Source organism: Sphingomonas sp. PvP056, from assembly GCF_040549155.1.
Lineage (GTDB): Bacteria > Pseudomonadota > Alphaproteobacteria > Sphingomonadales > Sphingomonadaceae > Sphingomonas.
On the sequence record NZ_JBEPST010000004.1, the window covers coordinates 108872 to 130735 of the forward strand.

Here is a 21864-nt window from a genome sequence, read left to right on the forward strand (position 1 = left end):
CGGCTTGATCGGTACGAAAGGCCTCCGCCCCTCGGGTCGGAGGCCTTTTTCGTGGTGGCACAGACGCCGCCACGCATTTCCCAGTCCCGAACTCTTCGCTACGGCAGCGCAATGCCCGTACCCGATCCCTCCGCCCCGCATCTGACCCCCGACACCGAACATAGCGGGATAATCGGGGTGTTGCCCGCGAGCGTACGACCCTTCGCTTTACTCGCGCGGTTCGATCGGCCGATCGGCTGGTGGCTGCTGTTCTGGCCGGGTGCGTGGAGCATCGCGTTGGCTGGCGCGGCGATCGAGCGGTGGGACTTGATCCTGTGGTTGCTGCTCGGGAGCATCGCGATGCGCGGTGCGGGGTGCGTCTTCAACGATATCGTCGACCGCGACCTCGACCGCCAAGTTGCGCGCACACGCAGTCGGCCGCTGGCCAGCGGGGCCGTGTCGGTCAAGGCGGCGGCGGTTTGGCTGGTGTTGCTGTGTCTCATCGGGCTGGTCGTCCTGCTGCAACTGCACTGGTTCGCGGCGGTGATTGCGCTGAGCAGCCTCGCGCCGGTTGCTGCCTATCCCTTTATGAAGCGGATCACGTGGTGGCCGCAGATCTGGCTCGGGCTGGTCTTCTCCTGGGCGGCACTGGTTGGCTGGGGGGAGATCACGCGGACGCTCTCGCTGCCGGGGCTGCTGCTGTACGCGGGATCGATCTGCTGGGTCGTCGGCTATGATACGATCTACGCGCTGCAGGATCGCGAGGATGACGCGTTGATTGGTGTCCGCTCGTCGGCCTTGCGGATGGGAAGCCAGGTGCGCGCAGGCGTGGCGGGATTTTACGGGGCCGCACTCGCGCTGTGGGCTGGCGCGATCTGGACCTTGCGGCCCGACTGGCTTGCGGTGGCCGCATTGCTGCCGGTGGCGATGCACTTCATCTGGCAGGTGGCGACGCTGTCGCCCGACGATGGCGCGGGCGCGCTTGCGCGGTTCCGGTCGAACCGGTTCGCAGGGTTGCTGGTGTTCCTGGCGTGCGTGGTCGTGGGGACGACGATCTGACGGGGCATTGAAGGGCGGTGCTGCGTGAAACCGCTCTAGCATCGCGCGGTGGGACACCTTAAGTCCGGCTGATGCTGACACCCGAACAAGCGCAGGATCGCGCTGCCGATATCGTTGCCCGCGCCGCTGCTGCAGGCGCTGACGCCGCCGACGCCGTTTACGCCGCGGACATGTCGCTCGACATATCCGTTCGGCTTGGTGCGCTTGAGGATGTCGGACGGTCTGAAAGCGCGGACCTTGGGTTGCGCGTCTTCGTCGGCAAGCGTTCGGCGAGCGTTTCCACCTCCGACCTGTCGGAAGATTCGATTAGCGCCCTAGTCGAGCGGGCGGTGGCGATGGCGCGGGAAGCCCCCGAGGACGCCTGGGCCGGACTCGCGCCCAAGGAACGCCTGATGCATGGCGCACCACCGATGTTGGACCTCGACGACGGTGGCGAGGCATCGCCCGAGAGCTTGCGCGAAGCGGCGCGTGCGGCGGAAGATGCAGCGCGTGCGGTGCCCGGTGTCACCAATAGCGAAGGCGGCTCGGCCAGCGGATCGCGGTCGATCTGGGCGCTTGCGACCAGCCACGGGTTCGCCGCGGCCTATGCGGCAACGGGCTACGGCCTCTCCGCCAGCGTCCTGGCGGGCGCAACCGAGGGCGGCGGCGAGATGGTGCGCGATTATGCGTACAGTTCCGCGCGGCACCGGCGCGCGCTCGAAGCCCCGGAAGCGATCGGCACCAAGGCCGGCGAGCGCGCGGTGGCGCGGGTCAATCCCGGACGGCTCGCCAGTGGCCCGATGTCGGTGGTGTTCGATCCGCGTGTCGGGTCGAGCCTGCTCGGGCATCTGGTCGGCGCGATCTCGGGCGGGGCGATCACGCGCAAGACGAGCTTTCTGCTCGATGCGCTGGGCACCCAGGTGTTTTCGACTGGCGTGACGATCCTTGATGATCCGCATCGTCCGCACGGGCTGCGCTCACGCCCGTTTGATGGCGAGGGGCTGCCGGTCAGCCCGTGCGCGATCATCGAGCACGGCATGCTGGAAGCGTGGCTGCTTGACAGCGCATCGGCACGGCAATTGGGGCTCGAGCCGACCGGCCATGCCGCACGCGGCGTCGGCGGCGCTCCGGGTGTATCGCCGAGCAACCTCCACATGGTCGCGGGGAAGATGCCGGTGCAGACGCTGATCGGCGACATTGCGAGCGGTGTGTTCGTCACCGAGCTGATCGGCATGGGCGTCAACGGCGTGACCGGCGATTATTCGCGCGGCGCTGCCGGGTTCCGGATCGTCGACGGGCAGATCGCCGGACCGGTCGCCGAATTCACGATCGCGGGCAATCTGCGCGACATGTACCGCAACCTCACGCCTGCCAATGATCTCGAGTTCCGCTATGGCACCAACGTCCCCACACTGCGGGTCGAGGGGATGACCGTCGCCAGTGGTTGAGGCGGGACTGACCGACGCGGTTGCCGCGGTCGTCGCGGAGGCAAGCGCGCTCGCGCTGCGGCAATGGCGCACCGATTTCGTTCGCTGGGAGAAGAGCCCGGGCGATCCGGTGTGTGCGGTCGATCTGGAAGTGAATGCGCTGTTGCGCGACCGGCTGAGCGCGCTGCTCCCCGATGCCGGGTGGCTTTCCGAAGAGACGGCGGACAATGCCGACCGCCTGGGCTGCACGCGGCTGTGGGTGGTCGACCCGATCGACGGCACGCGCGACTATATTCGCGGGCGTGACGGCTGGGCGGTGTCTGTCGCGCTGGTCGATGCGGGGCGTCCGGTGATCGGTGTGCTCGACGCGGGCGCGCGCGGGCAGGTGTTTCGTGCGGAGCTGGGGCAGGGGGCGTGGCGCAACGATGCGCGGATCGCGGTCGGGGATCGGCAGGCGTTCAGCGGGTCGCGTGTGCCGACCGACGCCTTACCCAAGGTCGATCGCGATCTGGTCGTGGTGGCGAAACCCAATTCGATTGCCCTGCGCATTGCGATGGTTGCGGCGGACGAGGCTGATCTGGTCGCGACCTTGCGCTGGGGCTGGGAATGGGATGTTGCCGCCGCCGTGCTGATCGCTGCTGAGGCGGGGGCGCGGGTTACCGATGCGCTGGGGCAGCCGCTCGCGTTCAACACCCCGCGGGCGCAGGCGTTCGGAGTGGTGACGTGTGTGCCGGGGATCCATGCTGCTGCGATCGAGCGGTTGCGGGAGCGGGCTGTGGCGCTTTCTGGGTGAGATGGCTGAGGGGGGCTTTGCTGCACGGCCCCACCCCAACCCCTCCCCTGAAGGGGAGGGGCTTAAGAACACAAGAGAATTTCCCCTCTGATTCAGGGGAGGGCCTTAGCGACATATTCTCCCCTCCCCTTCAGGGGAGGGGCTGGGGGTGGGGCCGTGTCTCACCGAGAACCAACCTTACCCCTCACGCAATAACCTCCCGCATCTCCCCAGCCGCCAGCCCCTCGATCGTCCACTTCCCAATCCGCCACCGCACCAGCCGCAAGGTCGGAAACCCCACAGCAGCCGTCATGCGGCGCACCTGCCGGTTACGCCCCTCCCGGATCGTCAGCGAGATCCAGCCATCCGGCACACTCTTGCGAAACCGCACCGGCGGGTCGCGCGGCCATAACGCCGGATCGGCAATCCGCTCGACCTCGGCCGGCAGCGTCATCCCGTCCTTGAGCGCCACCCCCTTGCGCAGCGGCGCCAGCGCAGCGTCGTCCGGGTCGCCCTCGACCTGGATCAGATAAGTCTTGGGCAGCTTGAATTTCGGGTCCGCGATTCGCGCCTGCAATCGCCCGTCGTCGGTCAGCAGCATCAGCCCCTCGCTGTCGCGGTCCAGCCGCCCCGCGGGATAGATCCCCGGCACCGCGACATAGTCGGACAGCGTCGCGCGCGGGGTGGGGGACTTCGCGTCGGTGAATTGCGACAGGACGTCATAGGGTTTGTTGAGCAGGATCAGGCGGGCCATCGCCGTGCCTTACGCGCAAGGCGCGCATAAAAAAACCGCCGCCCGGGGCTGTCCCGGACGGCGGCTTTTTTTCGGATCAGGCGCGAGACCCGAACGCGGAGCTTACTCCTTGTTCAGATACTCGCCCGCGTCGGCATCGGTGCCATGACCGCTGGTGGTGACGGCCGCGAGCGGATCGCTGCCGATGCCGCCCGAGTCGCGCGTGGACCGCGCGAGCTCTGCGTCATGCTCTTCCTTTGCCGAGTTCGGCGCGACGATCGCAACCTCGGCGAGACGCCGCTGCTGGACCCGCAGTGCCGCATCGCGCGACGAAGCGGTGACACGCAGGCGGTTCATTCCCGCACCCGTACCCGCCGGGATCAGTCGACCCACGATCACGTTCTCCTTGAGACCGGTCAGCGTGTCCTTCTTGCCCTGCACCGATGCCTCGGTGAGGACTCGGGTGGTCTCCTGGAACGACGCCGCCGAGATGAAGCTGCGGGTCTGCAGCGACGCCTTGGTGATGCCGAGCAGGACGGGCTTGCCTTGGGCCGGACGCTCCTTCTTGTCGATCTTCGAGTTGATCTCGTCCATCTCGTCGCGATCGACCTGCTCGCCGGCGAGCAGCGTGGTGTCGCCGCCGTCGGTGATCTCGACCTTCTGCAGCATCTGACGAACGATCGTTTCGATGTGCTTGTCGTTGATCTTCACGCCCTGGAGACGATAGACCTCCTGGATTTCCGACACGAGATATTCGGCCAAGGGCTCGATGCCGAGCACTTCGAGAATGTCGTGCGGATCAGGCGAGCCGCCGATCAAATTGTCGCCGCGCTTGACGTAATCGCCTTCCTGCACGTCGATGACCTTCGACTTCGGCACCAGATACTCCACGACATCACCGCCGTCCTCGGGCTGGATACCGATCTTGCGCTTTGCCTTGTAATCCTTGCCGAACACGACGCGGCCGGAGACCTTTGCGATGATCGCATTCTCCTTCGGCTTGCGGGCCTCGAACAGCTCGGCAACACGCGGCAGACCGCCGGTGATGTCGCGCGTCTTGGCGCTTTCGCGGCTGACACGGGCCAGAACGTCACCGCCCGAAACCGTCGCTCCATCCTCGACCGAGAGCGTCGCGCCCGGAACCAGCATGTACCGGCCGGCTTCTTCTGCGCTTGCACCGGTAAGGGTGAGGCGCGGACGAAGATCCTCCTTGGCCTTGGTCGTGGCGCGATATTCGATGACGACACGCTGCGAGATACCGGTCGCTTCATCGGCCTGCTCGGTGAGCGTCTTGCCCTCGATCAGATCCTGATACTTCACGACACCCGGGTTCTCGGTGATCACCGGCATGGTGAAGGGATCCCACTCCGCCAGACGATCGCCCTTTTCAACGATGTGGCCATCGTCGAACAGCACGTATGCGCCGTACGGAATGCGGTGCACCGCACGCTCGCGACCGTCCATGTCGACGATCGCGATTTCACCCGAGCGGCTGAGCACGACGCGGCGGCCACGCTGGTCGGTGATGGTGCGAAGATCACGATATTCCATCGTGCCGTCGGCCACTGCCTCCAGGTTGGACTGCTCGTTGAGCTGTGCCGCACCACCGATGTGGAAGGTACGCATGGTCAGCTGCGTGCCCGGCTCACCGATCGACTGCGCCGCAATGACGCCGACTGCTTCACCGATGTTCACCGGCGTACCGCGGGCGAGATCGCGCCCGTAGCACTTGCCGCAGACACCGATCTTGGTTTCGCAGACCAGCGGCGAGCGGATCTTGCACGACTGCGTCCCGACTGCCTCGATCCGTGCCACCATCGGCTCGTCGAGCAGCGTGCCCGACGGGATCACGATTTCGCCGGTCTTGCTGTCCACGATGTCTTCCGCGGTCGTACGACCGAGGATGCGCTCACCGAGCGACGCGATGGTCGAACCGCCCTGAACGATCGCACGCATTTCGAGCGCACGGGTCGTCCCGCAATCCTCCTCGATGATGACGCAATCCTGCGACACGTCGACGAGACGGCGGGTAAGGTAGCCCGAGTTGGCGGTCTTCAATGCCGTATCCGCGAGACCCTTACGGGCACCGTGGGTGGAGTTGAAGTACTCAAGGACGGTCAGACCTTCCTTAAAGTTCGAGATGATCGGCGTTTCAATGATCTCGCCCGACGGCTTGGCCATAAGTCCGCGCATACCGGCAAGCTGCTTGATCTGCGCCTGCGAACCACGGGCACCCGAGTGGGCCATCATGTAGATCGAGTTGATCGGCTTCTCGCGGCCCTTGTTGGGGCCGTCGTCGTAATGCTTGACCGCCTTGATCTCGTTCATCATCGCGTTCGCGACCTGATCGCCGCAACGGCTCCAGGCGTCGATCACCTTGTTGTACTTCTCCTGCTGCGTGATCAGGCCGTCCTGATATTGCTGCTCGAAGTCTTTCACAAGACCCTTGGTCTCGTCGACCAACGCGATCTTGGCGTCCGGAATGATCATGTCGTCCTTGCCGAACGAGATGCCCGCCTTGAACGCGTGCTTGAAGCCCAGCGACATGATCGCATCGGCGAACAGCACCGTGTCCTTCTGGCCGGCGTGACGATAGACCTCGTCGATCACGTCGCCGACGTCCTTCTTGGTCAAAAGGCGGTTGACGATGTCGAACGGTACCTTGTGGTTCTGCGGCAGGCACTCGCCAAGCAGCATGCGACCGGGGGTGGTCTCATAGCGCTTGAGATACTGCTTGCCGTCCTCGTCGGTCTGCGGGACGCGGCTAATGATCTTGGTGTGGAGCGTGACCGCGCCAGCCTCGATCGCGTGATGCACCTCCTGCATGTCGGAGATCATCATGCCCTCGCCGGGCTCGCCTTCCTTGAGCATCGACAGATAGTACAGACCCAGCACCATGTCCTGCGACGGAACGATGATCGGCTTGCCGTTCGCGGGCGACAGGATGTTGTTGGTCGACATCATCAGGACGCGGGCTTCGAGCTGTGCTTCCAGCGACAGCGGGACGTGGACCGCCATCTGATCGCCGTCGAAATCGGCGTTGAAGGCCGAGCAGACCAGCGGGTGAAGCTGGATTGCCTTGCCCTCGATCAGAACGGGCTCGAACGCCTGGATGCCGAGACGGTGAAGCGTCGGCGCACGGTTCAGCATGACCGGATGCTCGCGGATCACCTCGTCCAGGATGTCCCAGACTTCCTTGCGCTCCTTCTCGACCCACTTCTTCGCCTGCTTGAGGGTCATCGACAGACCCTTGGCATCGAGACGTGCGTAGATAAACGGCTTGAACAGCTCGAGCGCCATCTTCTTCGGCAGGCCGCACTGGTGCAGCTTCAGCTCAGGCCCGGTCACGATGACCGAACGACCCGAGTAATCGACGCGCTTGCCCAGAAGGTTCTGGCGGAAGCGGCCCTGCTTGCCCTTGAGCATGTCGGACAGCGACTTGAGCGGACGCTTGTTGGCGCCGGTGATCGTGCGACCGCGGCGACCGTTATCGAACAATGCGTCGACGGCCTCCTGCAGCATGCGCTTCTCGTTGCGGACGATGATGTCCGGCGCGCGGAGTTCCATCAGGCGCTTCAGGCGGTTGTTGCGGTTGATCACGCGGCGATACAGATCGTTCAGATCCGACGTCGCGAAACGACCACCGTCCAGCGGCACCAGCGGGCGCAACTCGGGCGGGATGACCGGAACGACTTCGAGGATCATCCACTCGGGGCGGTTGCCCGAGTCGATGAAGCTCTCGACGACCTTGAGCCGCTTGATGATCTTCTTGGGCTTGAGCTCGGACTTGGTGACCGCGAGTTCCTCGAGGAGCTCCTTGCGCTCGCCCTCGAGATCGAGGTCCTGAAGCATGATGCGAACGGCTTCCGCGCCGATGCCGGCCGAGAAGGCGTCTTCGCCATACTCGTCCTGTGCGTCGAGGAGCTCGTCCTCGGTCATCAGCTGATACTTCTCGAGCGGGGTCAGGCCCGGCTCGATCACGATATACGCCTCGAAGTACAGCACGCGCTCGAGCTGCTTGAGCTGCATGTCGAGCAGCAGGCCGATGCGCGACGGCAGCGACTTCAGGAACCAGATGTGCGCGACAGGCGCTGCCAGCTCGATATGGCCCATGCGCTCACGCCGGACCTTCGAGACGGTGACTTCGACGCCGCACTTCTCGCAGACGATGCCCTTGTACTTCATGCGCTTGTACTTGCCGCACAGGCACTCGTAATCCTTGATCGGACCGAAGATGCGCGCGCAGAACAGGCCGTCACGCTCGGGCTTGAACGTGCGATAGTTGATGGTCTCGGGCTTCTTGATCTCACCGAACGACCAGCTGCGGATCTTGTCCGGGCTGGCGATGCCGATCTGGATCTGGTCGAAGGTCTCGGCCTTGACGACCGGGTTCGCGAAATTGGTCAGTTCGTTCATATCTGAACTCCTTAGCCCCGCCCCTTGTACCGAAGGGGTTGGGGGTGGGGCCGTTATTTTCTCGGGTGAGGCATGCGCTGCACGGCCCCACCCCCAACCCCTCCCCTGAAGGGGAGGGGAGCTATCCGCTTACTCGGCCGCGATCGCGACGCCGTCGCTGTCGAAATGCTCGGTCGTGGTCAGCTCGATGTTGAGGCCGAGCGAACGCATTTCCTTGACGAGAACGTTGAAGCTCTCCGGAATACCGGCCTCGAACGTGTCGTCACCCTTGACGATCGCCTCATAGACCTTGGTGCGCCCGACGACGTCGTCCGACTTGACCGTGAGCATTTCCTGCAAGGTGTACGCAGCACCATATGCCTGAAGCGCCCAGACCTCCATCTCGCCGAAGCGCTGGCCACCGAACTGCGCCTTACCACCCAGCGGCTGCTGCGTGACGAGCGAGTACGGCCCGATCGACCGGGCGTGGATCTTGTCGTCGACCAGATGGTGGAGCTTGAGCATGTAGATGATGCCCACGGTCACCTTGCGGTCGAACTGATCCCCGGTGCGTCCGTCGAACAGATCCGACTGACCCGACGTATCGAGACCCGCCAGTTCCAGCATCGCCGAGACGTCGGCTTCGCGGGCACCGTCGAACACGGGCGTTCCCATCGGGATGCCGGTCTTGAGGTTATCCGTCAGCTCGATGATCTGCTCGGCAGTCCGCGCCTCGATGTCTGCGGCATAGTGATCGCCATAGACTTCGAGCAGCCGCGCCTTGACCGCGTCGGGCATGTCGCCCGCCTTGGGTTCGGGGTTGGCATCGCGCCATTCCTCGAGCGCACGGTGGACTTGCTGACCGAGGTTACGGGCAGCCCAGCCGAGATGCGTCTCGAAGATCTGACCGACGTTCATGCGCGACGGCACGCCCAGCGGGTTGAGCACGAGATCGACCGGCGTACCGTCGGCGAGGAACGGCATGTCCTCCGCCGGCAGGATCCGCGAGATGACGCCCTTGTTCCCGTGACGGCCGGCCATCTTGTCGCCCGGCTGCAGCTTGCGCTTCACCGCGACGAAGACCTTGACCATCTTGAGCACGCCTGGCGGCAGCTCGTCACCACGCTCGAGCTTGTCGCGACGATCGTGGAACTTGTCGAGGATCAGCTTGGCGGCATCGTCATACTGCGTCTTGACTGCTTCCAGATCGCTCTGGGTCTTGTCATCGGCAACCGCGAATTTCCACCACTCGTGACGATCGACGCTGTCGAGGACGTCCTGGTCGATGACCACGCCCTTCTTTGGCCCGTTCTTGGGGACGGCGGTTGCCGTCTGGCCGATCAGCATCTCGCGCAGACGCGACCAGGTCGCGCGGTTGAGGATGCTGCGCTCGTCGTCCGAGTCCTTCTTGAGGCGCTCGATCTCTTCGCGCTCGATCGCCATCGCGCGCTCGTCCTTGTCGATGCCGTGGCGGTTGAACACCCGGACTTCAACGACCGTACCCGCAACACCCGGCGGCAGGCGGAGCGACGTGTCGCGCACGTCCGACGCCTTCTCACCGAAGATCGCGCGGAGCAGCTTTTCTTCCGGCGTCATCGGGCTTTCGCCCTTCGGCGTGATCTTGCCCGCGAGAATATCGCCCGGCTCGACCTCTGCACCGATGTACACGATGCCAGCCTCGTCGAGGTTGCGAAGCGCTTCCTCACCGACGTTGGGGATATCGCGCGTGATGTCTTCCGGCCCGAGCTTGGTGTCGCGCGCCATGACTTCGAATTCCTCGATATGGATCGAGGTGAAGACGTCGTCCTTGACGATGCGCTCGGAGATGAGGATCGAATCCTCATAGTTATATCCGTTCCACGGCATGAACGCGACGAGCGCGTTACGGCCGAGGGCGAGCTCACCGAACTCCGTCGACGGGCCGTCGGCGATGACGTCGCCTGCGGTGATCACGTCGCCCACCTTCACCAGCGGACGCTGGTTGATGCAGGTGTTCTGGTTCGAGCGCTGGAACTTCATCAGTGTGTAGATATCGACGCCCGACTGGCCGGCATCGATCTCGCCGGTTGCGCGGATGACGATACGTGCTGCGTCAACCTGGTCGACGATGCCAGCCCGCTTGGCCGAGATCGCCGCACCCGAATCGCGCGCCACGGTCTCTTCCATGCCGGTGCCGACGAACGGCGCCTCGGCCTGGACGAGCGGAACCGCCTGACGCTGCATGTTCGAGCCCATCAGCGCGCGGTTGGCGTCATCGTTTTCCAGGAACGGAATGAGCGATGCGGCAACCGAGACGAGCTGCTTGGGGCTGACGTCCATCAACGTGATGTTGTTGGGGATCGCCATCAGGAATTCGCCAGCCTGACGCGACGAGACGAGTTCCTCGGTGAAACCACCGTCCGCGGTCAGGTCAGCGTTGGCCTGTGCGATCGTGTGCTTCGCCTCTTCCATCGCCGACAGGTACACGACGTCGTCGGTCACCTTGTGGTCGACGACCTTGCGGTACGGCGTCTCGATGAACCCGTACTTGTTGACGCGGCTGAACGAGGCGAGCGAGTTGATCAGACCGATGTTCGGGCCTTCCGGCGTTTCGATCGGGCAGATGCGGCCATAGTGCGTCGGGTGAACGTCGCGGACTTCGAAGCCGGCGCGCTCACGCGTCAGACCACCTGGTCCAAGTGCCGACACGCGACGCTTGTGGGTGACTTCCGACAGTGGGTTGGTCTGATCCATGAACTGCGACAGCTGCGACGAGCCGAAGAATTCGCGGACCGCGGCAACCGCGGGCTTCGCGTTGATCAGGTCGTTCGGCATCACGGTCGACACGTCGACCGACGACATACGCTCCTTCACGGCGCGCTCCATGCGGAGCAGACCGACGCGATACTGGTTCTCGAGCAGTTCGCCGACCGAACGGACACGACGGTTACCGAGGTTGTCGATATCGTCGATGTCGCCCTTGCCGTCCTTGAGGTTCACGAGCGTCTTGACGACCTCGAGAATGTCCTCGGTGCGGAGCGTGGTCACGGTGTCCTCGACGTCGAGGTCGAGACGCATGTTGAGCTTGACGCGACCGACGGCCGACAGGTCATAGCGGTCGGGATCAAAGAACAGGCCGCTGAACAGCGACTCTGCGGTCTCGAGCGTGGGCGGCTCGCCCGGGCGCATAACGCGGTAGATGTCGGACAGCGCCTGCTCGCGCTCCTCGGCCTTGTCGACCTTGAGCGTGTTGCGGATCCACGGACCCGTCGCAACGTGATCAATGTCGAGCAGTTCGATCCGGTCGATCCCGGCCTGGTCGAGAAGTTCGAGGTTCTCGGCCGACACTTCGTCGCCCGCCTCGATGTAGATCTGGCCGGTGTTGTCGTTGATCAGGTCATACGCGCTGTAGCGACCGAAGATTTCCTCGGTCGGGATCAGCAGGTCGGTCAGGCCGTCCTTGGCTGCCTTGTTGGCTGCGCGCGGGCTAATCTTCTGGCCGTTGGCAAACACGATCTCGCCAGTTTTGGCGTCGATGATGTCGTACATCGGCTTCTGGCCACGCCAGTTCTCGGGCTGGAACGGGATGATCCAGCCACCCTGGCCACGGACGAAGGTCACGCGGTTGTAGAAGTGGTTGAGGATCTCCTCGCCGGTCATACCGAGCGCGTACAGGAGGGCAGTAACCGGGAGCTTGCGCTTACGATCGATGCGGACGTTGACGATGTCCTTGGCGTCGAACTCGAAGTCGAGCCACGACCCGCGATACGGAATGACGCGCGCAGCGAACAGATACTTGCCCGATGCGTGGGTCTTGCCGCGATCATGGTCGAACAGGACGCCCGGCGAACGGTGCATCTGCGAGACGATGACACGCTCGGTGCCGTTGATGATGAAGGTGCCGTTGCCCGTCATCAGGGGCATGTCGCCCATGTAGACGTCCTGCTCCTTGATATCGAGGACCGAACGCGAATCGGTGTCGGCGTCCACCTCGAACACGATCAGGCGCAGCGTGACGCGCATCGGTGCCGCATAGGTGATACCACGCTGGCGGCACTCGTCGGTGTCGAACTTGGGGGGCTCGAGCTCGTAATTGACGAAGTCGAGTTCGGCGGTGCCGGCGAAATCGCGGATCGGGAAAACGCTGCGCAGCGTCTTCTCGAGACCCGAGACATAACCGATCGACGGGTCGGACCGCAGGAACTGCTCGTAGCTCTCGCGCTGGACCTCGATCAGGTTCGGCATCTGCACGACTTCGTGGATGTTGCCGAAAACCTTGCGGATGCGGCGCTTGGCAGTGCCGCTTTCTGCTGCGCGCGGCTTGGCCGTGCCCTCGTTGGTTGCCTTGGTCGCCATGGAGTTTTTGCCCTCAAGCTCTAAATTCGTGCCCGGAAACGCCCGGGCGGGCACGCCGAAAACGCAAAAAGCCGCATGTCCTCCACAGGGGTGGAACGACAGCAGCTTTCATGCGTCTCGTGAAACCACAATCCCAATACGATCGACATGCTGCGCGACGGCACGTCATTTCCCGAAGACTGTGGTGGAGTGCGCCATATAGGGACGGGGTCCGAGCCTGTCAAATCATGGGGTGATAAGGCGTCTAGTCCGACCGGGCGGTGAACGGAACATCGCGTGCGGCGGGTTGGGCGGGCCAATTCGAAGCGCCGCTTTGGCGGTTGCGCGATTGTCGCTATGGGCGATCTTGTGAAAACCATCTCCAGCACCGCTCCCGTCGCGTTCGCGCTCCTTCTGGCACCTGCAGCGGTCGCGCAGACGTCTGCGCCCGCGACCCCGCTTCCCGATCTCGACGGATTCAGCCTCCCGTCTTCGCGTCCGACGCCGCGGATTGCCCCGGATGCGCAGCCGACCACCGGTGCCACCGCGCCGCGTCCAGCGCCCACCCCTACGCCATCCGCGCCTGTGGTTGCCGCACCCGCGCAACCGCCTCGCGTCGTACCGACCGTGCGGGTTACGCCCGTACCGCGTCCGACGACTGCGCCACGCGTGACGGTGCCCGACCGCCCGGCCCCGGTCGCTACGCCCGTCCAGGCGCCGAGGCCGACACCGGTCGCGCCCGAACCACTACCGACGCCCGCGGCGCCCGAACCGGTCCCAACCGCAATCTCCACCCAGCAGCCGGAAGCCTCGCCCGAGCCTGTCGCGGTCAGTTCGACACCGGTTGCCACGGCAACGTCGCAACCCGCAGGGCAGGGCAATGCGCGGTCATCGTGGTTCGCCCTCGTAGCGGGGGGCATTGCGGTCGCGCTCGGGGCCGGGGCGGTGTTTCTGTGGCGACGGCGGAGGGGCGAACCGAAGGCTTCAAACTCGGAGGACGCCGGGGCCATCGTAACCGATGACGCAGCGCATGACCCGGTCGATGTTGCTCCCGCCCCGCGTGCGGAACCGACCCCGCGCACCGATGCCCCCCAAGCGCAACGCGCGCGGATCGAGATCGATTGCGTTGCGACCCGTGGCGGGACCAACCTGCTGAGCGTGGCGGTCGATTACCGGATTATCGTTCGTAACGTCGGAGATGCGCTGGCGACCGGGATCCGGGTCGATATCCGGCTGCTCGGGATGGGGACGCAGCATGATGCGCTGCTGAGCGCGCTGTTTGCGATGCCGATCGAGAAGTCGATCGCCGCGCCGTTCGACCTGCCGCCGGGGACCGCGGTCGATCTGGGCGGGATGGCGATGCACCCCAAGGACACGATCGAGACGGTCGAGATCGGCGGGCGGCGGATGGTGGTGCCGCTGCTCTCGGTCAACCTGCGCTATGGCTGGCCCGATGACGCGACGGGGGGCGGCGAGGGGCAGACTGCGCGGCCGTTCGTCATCGGGATCGACCCGGGGACGGGGGGCAGGCTCCAGCCGTTCCGGCTCGATACCGCTGCGCGGATGGTCCAGAACGTTGCGATCATCGCGTACACAGACGGCGTTACCACTTGACCCCATATCGTTTATCGATAATCTATACATCGATAAACGATATGGGTGGCAAATGGTGGGACATGACCGGGTTCTGAGCGCAGCACGACTGATCCTGCGCGGCTTTCTCCTGATCAACGTCGCGGCGGGGGTGTTGTTTGCGGTCGCGATCCTCGTCTCGTTTCCGATGAGCGGCGCGCTGCTCGCACGGCTGACATACAAATACGGGCCGACGATGGATGTCGCGGCGATTGTGTGGGGGATGCGGTTGCTGATGCTGGCGTCGATCGGTGCCGCTGCCGTGCTTCGGCGGATCTTCCTGGCGCTGCTCGCGATCGTCGACACGGTGCGCGCAGGCGACCCGTTTACCGAGGCCAACGCCGTACGGCTTCAGACGATCGCCTGGGGAATGCTGGTCTTGCAAGTGCTCGACCTCGGACTGGGGGCGTTCACCGGCTGGGCACGACTGATGCGGTTCGATTTCGTTGACTGGAACCCGTCGTTCAGCGGCTGGATCACCGTGCTCATGCTGTTCGTGCTTGCCCGCGTATTCCGGCGCGGCACGGAAATGCGCGACGATCTGGCGATGACGGTCTGATGCCGGTCGTCGTCACATTGGACGCGATGCTCCACGAACGGCGGATGACGCTCACGGAGCTCGCCGCCGCGGTCGATCTGACCGTCGTCAATCTGTCGATCCTCAAGACGGGCAAGGCCCGCGCGATCCGTTTCTCGACGCTCGAGGCGATCTGCGCAGCGCTCGACTGCCAGCCGGGGGATATCCTGCGGTTCGAAACAGAAGGGGAAACAGCATGAAGCGCTTTTTCGCGAATTGGGCGGGCGGGTTCGTCGATGGCACGAAGGCGATGCGCGCATTGCTGTGGCTCGTCGCGGGGATGATCGCGATCGAGCTGGTGCAGCACGTGATTGAAGTCCGCACCGGCTTTTTCTCGACCGATCCGGCGGTCCGCAAGGCCGCGAGCATGGCACCGGAGCGGATGGCGCTCGGCTGGCCCAAGATGTTCGCGACCTGGGGCCTAGCGTTCTTCGCGGTGCGCTTCCTCGTGCTGGGGGATGCGGGCGCGGCGCTGCGCGTGCCCGCGCTGGCGTGGCGGCGCTATGCGGGGGTGGTGGTGTTCCAGTTGGTCCCGGCGCTGGCGATCATCTATGCCGAGCCGATCCTCGCGGCGCTCGGGGCTGCGCCAGGCGGGCAGGCGGGTACGGGGCAGGCGGTGATTGGGGTGCGGCTCGTCTTCGGGCTAGGCCAGCAACTGCTCGAGCCGCTGCTGCTGCTGTGGTTCGTCAACGCCGCGATCGGAACGACCGGCTTCGGTCCGCTTGAGTCCGCGCGCGCGACCGGCTGGTGGTATTTCGCCGTCTTGCCGATGGTTTTCGTCACTCGGTTGCCGTTCAGTGCCGTACATCAGGGGCTCAATCGCTACGCGATGGGGCAGTCCGCGGGCGTGATGTGGGGAATGCTCGCGCTCGACGCGGTGCTGGTCAGCATCATGGTGGTGATGATCGCGGCGGTGCAACTGCGCGCGGCGCGGTTTGTCGCGGAACGGCGGGGGGTGCGGATGCTGACCGAGCAGCCCCGGCCTGTCATCGCAAATGCGCCGCCTCTTCGATCGCGGTGAGGCACGGGTAGGAACGAAATGAGCACTTGCTCCGCTTGGAGTGGCATGGGGAGGTCCGGCGGAAAGTCAGCAACGGACGTATGGTTCAGCGTACCGGGACGAGCGACCATAGATAGTCCCGTCGATCGCGTCTTAGCCGGTCGAAACCTCACGGCGCTGGATGAGCGGGCGTCATCAACGCGTCGATCTTGCTCTTGGGCATGTTGATCAAAAGCCCGTTCTTGTTCTTTGCAACGGATGAAAAATCTACCTCGACGCTACCGATCGCGCTTGCCACGGTCGCAAAGCCTTTGCCGACCGTCTCGATCCTGCCGACCAGCAGGCCCTTTTCGTCATGGACCTCCAACCCTTGCACGATGTCCTTGGGCGACGCTGGGACCGCCCGCATCGTCGATCGGTCCGAGTCTGCAACGCCGACGTAGAAATCACGGAAATTTTGCTGCTGGTTGAAATCCTTCGTGCCACTGTTGTTCGGCCCATTGCCTTGTCCAGAAGGCCCTTGTTGAGCTTCGGCAGCGGTTGTCGGAACAAGAACAGACGCCATCATACCAAGTAAAGCTCTGCGCATTCGTTCCTCCCAGGCTACCTTGTATTTCGTATCGGTAGCGTATCGGGAATCTGAACTGCCAACAATAGTCCAGAGCAGCGGGTCAATAAGGCTGCACGCGGCCATTCTATACGAGCCCATCAGGAGGTTGGCGGTGTGATTAACTGTCAGAATGGGGGCGGGGATGGCCATGTGCTAGGAACAGACCCACAGTGCAGCGATGGCGTCGAGCGGCTAGCTGGTAATGTTGCCGCAGCGCGTTGGCGTCCGGTTCTCTGTAATCTGGGCGCTTGAGCCGACCGCTGTGGCGTTGCGCGAGGCTTTCCCTAGCGGTAGCGGCTTCGCCCTTGCTTCTGTCGTCTAGGCCCGAACGGATGGTGTAGGGCTTGAGAAGGTGTGCGCTGTGGTTGAAAGGGTCGATGCGCTCGTCCCGCACAGCCCCGTCACCCCCAAACGCAAAAAGGGCGACCCCTTCGCAGGGGCCGCCCTTTTCGGTTCGAACCGAGGTCCGGTAGGGAAGGGCGCCGGTTGCCCGCCGCCCTTCGCCTGCCTTACTTGACTTCGACGGTCGCGCCAGCTGCTTCGAGCTGGGCCTTGATCTTGGCTGCTTCGTCCTTCGAAACGCCTTCCTTGACGGCCTTGGGAGCCGACTCGACCAGCGTCTTCGCTTCGGTCAGGCCGAGCGAGGTGATCGCGCGGACTTCCTTGATGACGTTGATCTTCTTGCCACCGTCGCCGGTGAGGATGACGTCGAATTCGGTCTGCTCTTCAGCAACCGGTGCTGCTGCGCCGCCGCCAGCTGCCGGAGCTGCTGCGACTGCTGCTGCGGCCGAAACGCCCCACTTCTCTTCGAGCATCTTCGACAGGTCTGCTGCTTCGATGACGGTGAGGGCCGAAAGCTGGTCAACCAGCGCGTTGAGGTCTGCCATGTGTAGTCTCCAGTAACAGGGGCATCGCCCCATGGTTTCAGTTCAAAAGATCTCGAATACCCGACAGATGTCAGGCGTCCGCCGTTTCCTGTTCGGCGTCCTTCTCGGCATAGGCCGAAAGCACACGAGCGAGCTGAGCCGCAGGCGCCTGGGCGATCGTCGCGAGCTTGGTTGCAGGTGCAACCAGGAGGCCCACGATCTTCGCGCGCAGTTCGTCCAGCGACGGCATCGTCGCGAGTGCCTTCACGCCGTCCACGTCGAGGACGGTCGCACCCATCGCACCGCCGACGATTTCGAACTTGTCGTTCGTCTTCGCGAATTCCACGGCCACCTTGGCGGCCGCGACGGGGTCGATGGAACTGGCGAGACCGACCGGACCCGTGAGCATGTCGCCCAGCGGGGTGTAGTCGGTGCCGTCCAGAGCGATCTTGGCAAGCTTGTTCTTCGAGACCTTGTAGCTCGCGCCAGCATCCCGCATCGCGTTGCGCAGCTTGGTCGACTGCGAAACGGTCATGCCGAGGTTGCGGGTGACGATCACCACGCCGACTTCGGCAAACGAGCGGTTCAGCTCTGCAACGAGCTCGGTCTTTTGAGCACGATCCATGCCATTCTCCACTTTTTTGGCCATGCCGCGAACGGCACGACCGGTTACGAACCAGGGCACAGATGCACCCCGGAAGTGTCCAGCGATGGGGAATGGGAGCGACGCCCGCTCATTCGCCACGGGGGCGATGCGGAGGGCGGCAAGCCGGAACGCGGGCAAACCCGGTGTCGGCGGAAATCCTGTCCCCGTCTCGGCAGGGCATTAAGACCGACGGAATTCGGCCACCTGCTGTCTCGGACGGTCCTTCCCCAAGCGAACTCGGGTCGGGAGAGCGGCGCTGATAGCTGGATGCGGGGGAAAGTCAACGGGGCGTGGTGGCGTTGCCCGCTAGCCGTCATTACCGCGACGGCGGCAGTTCTACAAAACCATCCGTCATCCTGAACTCGTTTCAGGATCCAGCCCTCCGCGAGTCCGGACTATCCCTGTTGCACGGTGGATGCTGAAACAAGTTCAGCATGACGGCAGCTTTTAGGGCGCGGGGTGACGACCAACCTCCTATCGCCTGCGCGGGGACGACGGAAGGAAAGTCCAATCCCACTATCCTTTGCACCTGCGCCATTTGACCAATAGCGCGCACATCCGTTGTGCGGAACACTCTATCACCAAGGGCCGGCGAGCCTGACCAGGACGGGACGGACTTGTTCACGACGGGGGGCCGACCGATGACACAATATGCTGTTCTAAACCACGAAGCCGACGACGATTTGCTGACCCGCGGGTTTGCGCGGCGTGATCTTGCGCGAATCGCTGCGGTATTCGGAGTCGGCGCGGCGGCGGCGACGCTCGGGCGCCCAGCCTGGGGATCGGCTGCGGCGGCACCCGAGCCCGAGCCCAAGGTACGGATCGGCGCGAACGAATGCTGGACCGGCCCGCTCGCGCCGGGGGCGGCCGCGGCGGCGCAGATGATCGAGCAGGGCAACCGCTATTCGCCGCAGGACCAGCGCGGCGATTTCATCAAGGCGGTGGTGACGGTCGAGGGCGTTCCCGCCGGCCATGTCGCGCCTTGGCCGGGATCGAGCGACCCCTTGTGTCGCGCCGTGGTCAGCTTCTGTTCGCCGACCAGGGGGCTCGTCACCGCCGATCCGACGTTCGAGCTCGCCGGGCGCACCGCGGCGTGGCTCGGCGCGCCGGTCAAGGCGGTGCCGCTGACCGCGGAGTATACCCATGACGTCAAGGCAATGCTCGCCGCCGATCCAAACGCGGGGCTCTATTACATCTGCACCCCCAACAACCCGACAGGCACGATCACCCCGCTTGCCGACATCGAATGGCTGATCGCGAACAAGCCCGCCGGGTCGATGGTGCTGATCGACGAGGCGTACACCCATTTCGCGGGCGTGCCGGTCGCCTCCTATCTGGCGGTGAAACATCCCGACGTGATCGTGCTGCGCACTTTCTCCAAACTGTTCGGCATGGCGGGGCTGCGGATGGGCTATATCGTCACTAACCCGACCAATATCGCCAAGATGATGCGCTATGACGGCGGGATGCAGTCGGGCGCGTTGCCGGTGACGAGCATCGCCTGCGCCACTGCCAGCCTGAGCGCGGCGTCGCTGATCGTCGCGCGGCGCACGCAGATGGAGGCGGCGCGCGGTCTGACGCTCGATCATCTCAAGGCGCGGGGGATCAGCGTCAAGCCGACCAATGCCAACATGTTCATGGTCGACTGGAAGACGAAGCAAGCCAAAGACATGCAGGTCGCGTTCCGCAAGCAGAGCGTCGAGATCGGTCGGTCGTGGCCGATCTGGCCGACGGTCAGCCGGGTGACCGTGGGGTCGACAGCGGAGATGAAGGCGTTCTGTACCGCGCTCGACCGGGTAATTGCCTGACGCAGGCTAGCGCTGGACACATAATGATACGCGAGTGAAACCATCGGGCGGTTTTCGGGTTGATCCGGCGTGACCAATCCTCCCGTTCCGGCCCCGTCCGAGCAGCCTGCGATCTCTCCCACGCCAAAGCCGCGGTCGCGCCTGCGATCGCGGTTGCTGGTAAGCGCAGTCGTGGGGAGCGCGCTGGTGGTGGTCGGGGTCGTCGCATTGGGGGCGTTTCCGTTCGGGCTGTTGCGCGGGACGATCGAAAACCGGCTGTCCGCAGCACTCGATACGAAGGTGCAGGTCGGGTCGGTGACGCGCGACAGCGTGTTTTCCTACACGCCAATCGTGTCGGTCCACGACGTACAGATCGCGCAACCGGCGTGGGTCGGGCCGGGCGATCTCGTCCGCGTGGCAACCGCAAGCGTGCGCGTGCCGGTGCTGTCGCTGCTGCTCGGCAAGTTTCGCCCGGACAAGGTCAGCATCGACGGCGCACGGATCGCGCTGGTACGCGACGTGTCGGGACGTGAGAATTGGAAGCCTGAGCGCAAGAAGCCGAAGCGTGAAGGGGACAATCGCCCGAGCCTGTCCGACCTGACGATCACCAACAGCCAGGTCGTGATCAGCGACGCGAAGCGCGGGCTGATCGTCGGCGGGCCGCTCAGCGTCGATGCGCGGAACGGCCTGCGCTATGCCGCGACGGGGACGTTCCAGGATACCCCCGCCACGCTCGACCTGACCGGCGGCAAGATCACCGGGATCGACCCGACCGCACCCTATCCGTTCAAGGCGACGCTCGCTTCGCCCGCGCTGCGGATGGCGGTCAACGGGCAGATGCGCGGGGTGCTCGACACGCGGCATTTCAGCGCGGACATCACCGCCCGCGCGCCGACGCTCAAGAACCTCGACCGGATCATCGAGGCGGGGCTGTTCGGGTCGCAACCGATCAACCTCGCGGGGAAGATCCGTCACGACGGGCGCGACTGGTATGTCGACAAGATCGCCGGGAGCATGGGGCGGTCCTTGTTCAGCGGCGTGGCGACGATCCACAAGGACGGCGGGCGGACCAACATCGACGCGAAGGTCGACGCGCGCCAGTTCGACTTCGACGATCTCGCCGACGCCGAGGGCCGTGCGAAATCGGCCGCGCGCAAGGCGGCGATTGGGCCGCGCGTGATCCCGCCGACGCGGATCAACCTGTCGAAGATGGGCAAGACCGACGGGCGTCTGGTCTTCGTCGCGCACCGGCTGCTGTCGAGCGGGGGGACGGTGTTCAAGAGCCTGTCGGGATCGCTGACGCTCGATCACCGCGTCATCACGGTGCGCAACGTCGTCGCGACGCTGGCGAGCGGGCGGATGACGGGCACGGTCAAGGTCGATCACCGCAGTGGCACACCCAAGCTCGCGATCGACCTGCGACTGGCGGGGCTGACGCTGGATTCGCTGGTCGGGCAACCTAAGATGATCTCGGGGCCGGTGCGCGGGCATATCGTGATGACCGGGCAGGGTGATACCGTCCGCGCGGCGATGGCGCATGCGAGCGGCAAGGCCGCGATCGTCGCGACCGACGGGCATGTCCAGCGGATGGTCGCGGACGTGCTCGGGCAGAATCTGAGCGGCGCGGTCGCCCACGCGATCGGCGGCCCGAGCGAAACGGTGCCGCTACGCTGCCTCGTCGCCAACTTCCGCGCGACCGGCGGCGTGCTGACGCCCAATCCGCTGGCGATCGATACAGGCGCTTCGGTCGGGCGCGGGTCGGGACGGATCGTGCTCGACGGCGAGCGGCTCGAGCTGACGCTGGCGGGGGCGAGCAAGAGCAATGCGCTGCTGCGGATCGCGGACCCGATCCACGTCCGGGGCACGCTGGGGTCGCCGACGGTGACCGTCGCGGGGCTCGGCGCGTCGGAGAAGCCGACCGCTGGCGGCGTGCTGCGCGTGCTGGGGCGGTCGATCGGTCAGGCGCTGGGGATTACCAAGACGCCGCCCTCCGCGGCGGGGCGTCCGCCGACGACGGTGAATTGCTCGGCGGCGGTGGCGCTGGCGTTGCGATAGCGGCGGCTTCAGCCATTGTAGCGGGGCGCGACG

At 64.8% G+C, this 21864-nt stretch carries 15 protein-coding genes; 9 read left to right on the top strand and 6 right to left on the bottom strand.

From position 1 onward, the window contains the following. Positions 1-111 precede the first annotated feature (111 nt). The 3 genes from ubiA (at position 112) to ABIC17_RS11100 (ending at position 3237) form a co-directional block, all read left to right on the top strand. Positions 112-1038, top strand: coding sequence for a 4-hydroxybenzoate octaprenyltransferase (ubiA, locus tag ABIC17_RS11090; RefSeq protein ID WP_354281854.1), 927 nt, complete (start codon positions 112-114; stop codon positions 1036-1038). 71 nt (positions 1039-1109) lie between these two features. After that, positions 1110-2465 (top strand): TldD/PmbA family protein, encoded by a 1356-nt coding sequence (locus ABIC17_RS11095; protein ID WP_354281856.1) that lies wholly within the window; start codon positions 1110-1112, stop codon positions 2463-2465. After that, on the top strand, positions 2458-3237 hold the full coding sequence (locus tag ABIC17_RS11100; RefSeq protein WP_354281858.1) for a 3'(2'),5'-bisphosphate nucleotidase CysQ: 780 nt from the start codon (positions 2458-2460) through the stop codon (positions 3235-3237). Before ABIC17_RS11095 ends, ABIC17_RS11100 begins: the two co-directional genes overlap by 8 nt. Positions 3238-3421: 184 nt before the next feature. Here ABIC17_RS11100 and ABIC17_RS11105 read toward each other — a convergent pair whose 3' ends face one another. The 3 genes from ABIC17_RS11105 to rpoB form a co-directional block, all read right to left on the bottom strand. Next, positions 3422-3970: a pseudouridine synthase gene (locus tag ABIC17_RS11105; RefSeq protein ID WP_354281860.1), complete on the bottom strand. Its 549-nt coding sequence runs from the start codon at positions 3968-3970 to the stop codon at positions 3422-3424. Positions 3971-4072: 102 nt separating this feature from the next. Beyond that, on the bottom strand, positions 4073-8365 hold the full coding sequence (rpoC, locus tag ABIC17_RS11110) for a DNA-directed RNA polymerase subunit beta' (protein ID WP_354281862.1): 4293 nt from the start codon (positions 8363-8365) through the stop codon (positions 4073-4075). 129 nt (positions 8366-8494) lie between these two features. Further along, positions 8495-12679 (bottom strand): DNA-directed RNA polymerase subunit beta, encoded by a 4185-nt coding sequence (gene rpoB, locus ABIC17_RS11115; RefSeq protein WP_354281864.1) that lies wholly within the window; start codon positions 12677-12679, stop codon positions 8495-8497. A 348-nt stretch (positions 12680-13027) separates the two neighbouring features. On the opposite strand from rpoB, the gene ABIC17_RS11120 reads away from it, so the two are divergent. The 4 genes from ABIC17_RS11120 to ABIC17_RS11135 are packed head-to-tail and all read left to right on the top strand — an operon-like array spanning position 13028 to position 15888. Then, the gene (locus ABIC17_RS11120) at positions 13028-14272 is read left to right on the top strand and encodes a hypothetical protein (protein ID WP_354281865.1); all 1245 of its coding nucleotides are present in this window, start codon (positions 13028-13030) and stop codon (positions 14270-14272) included. A gap of 52 nt (positions 14273-14324) precedes the next feature. Next, positions 14325-14849: a DUF2975 domain-containing protein gene (locus ABIC17_RS11125; RefSeq protein ID WP_354281867.1), complete on the top strand. Its 525-nt coding sequence runs from the start codon at positions 14325-14327 to the stop codon at positions 14847-14849. Further along, complete coding sequence (locus tag ABIC17_RS11130; RefSeq protein WP_354281869.1) at positions 14849-15067, top strand: helix-turn-helix domain-containing protein; 219 nt, start codon at positions 14849-14851, stop codon at positions 15065-15067. Before ABIC17_RS11125 ends, ABIC17_RS11130 begins: the two co-directional genes overlap by 1 nt. Continuing rightward, the gene (locus ABIC17_RS11135; RefSeq protein ID WP_354281871.1) at positions 15064-15888 is read left to right on the top strand and encodes a hypothetical protein; all 825 of its coding nucleotides are present in this window, start codon (positions 15064-15066) and stop codon (positions 15886-15888) included. The genes ABIC17_RS11130 and ABIC17_RS11135 overlap by 4 nt, the downstream gene beginning before the upstream one ends. A 148-nt stretch (positions 15889-16036) precedes the next feature. Here ABIC17_RS11135 and ABIC17_RS11140 read toward each other — a convergent pair whose 3' ends face one another. The 3 genes from ABIC17_RS11140 to rplJ all read right to left on the bottom strand — a co-directional run bounded on the left by ABIC17_RS11140 (position 16037) and on the right by rplJ (position 17968). Further along, entirely contained in the window at positions 16037-16627 is a 591-nt protein-coding gene (locus ABIC17_RS11140; protein ID WP_354281873.1) for a hypothetical protein, read from the bottom strand. A 359-nt stretch (positions 16628-16986) separates the two neighbouring features. Next, entirely contained in the window at positions 16987-17364 is a 378-nt protein-coding gene (rplL, locus tag ABIC17_RS11145) for a 50S ribosomal protein L7/L12 (RefSeq protein ID WP_354281875.1), read from the bottom strand. A 70-nt stretch (positions 17365-17434) separates the two neighbouring features. Further along, complete coding sequence (rplJ, locus tag ABIC17_RS11150) at positions 17435-17968, bottom strand: 50S ribosomal protein L10 (RefSeq protein WP_242139445.1); 534 nt, start codon at positions 17966-17968, stop codon at positions 17435-17437. Between the two features lie 662 nt (positions 17969-18630). Between rplJ and ABIC17_RS11155 the strand changes: the two genes are divergently transcribed. Together ABIC17_RS11155 and ABIC17_RS11160 are read left to right on the top strand one after the other, a co-directional pair. Beyond that, a complete protein-coding gene (locus ABIC17_RS11155; protein ID WP_354281876.1) occupies positions 18631-19797 on the top strand; it encodes a pyridoxal phosphate-dependent aminotransferase in 1167 nt (388 codons plus the stop codon). Between the two features lie 69 nt (positions 19798-19866). Next, the gene (locus tag ABIC17_RS11160; RefSeq protein WP_354281878.1) at positions 19867-21831 is read left to right on the top strand and encodes an AsmA family protein; all 1965 of its coding nucleotides are present in this window, start codon (positions 19867-19869) and stop codon (positions 21829-21831) included. Positions 21832-21864: the final 33 nt, after the last annotated feature.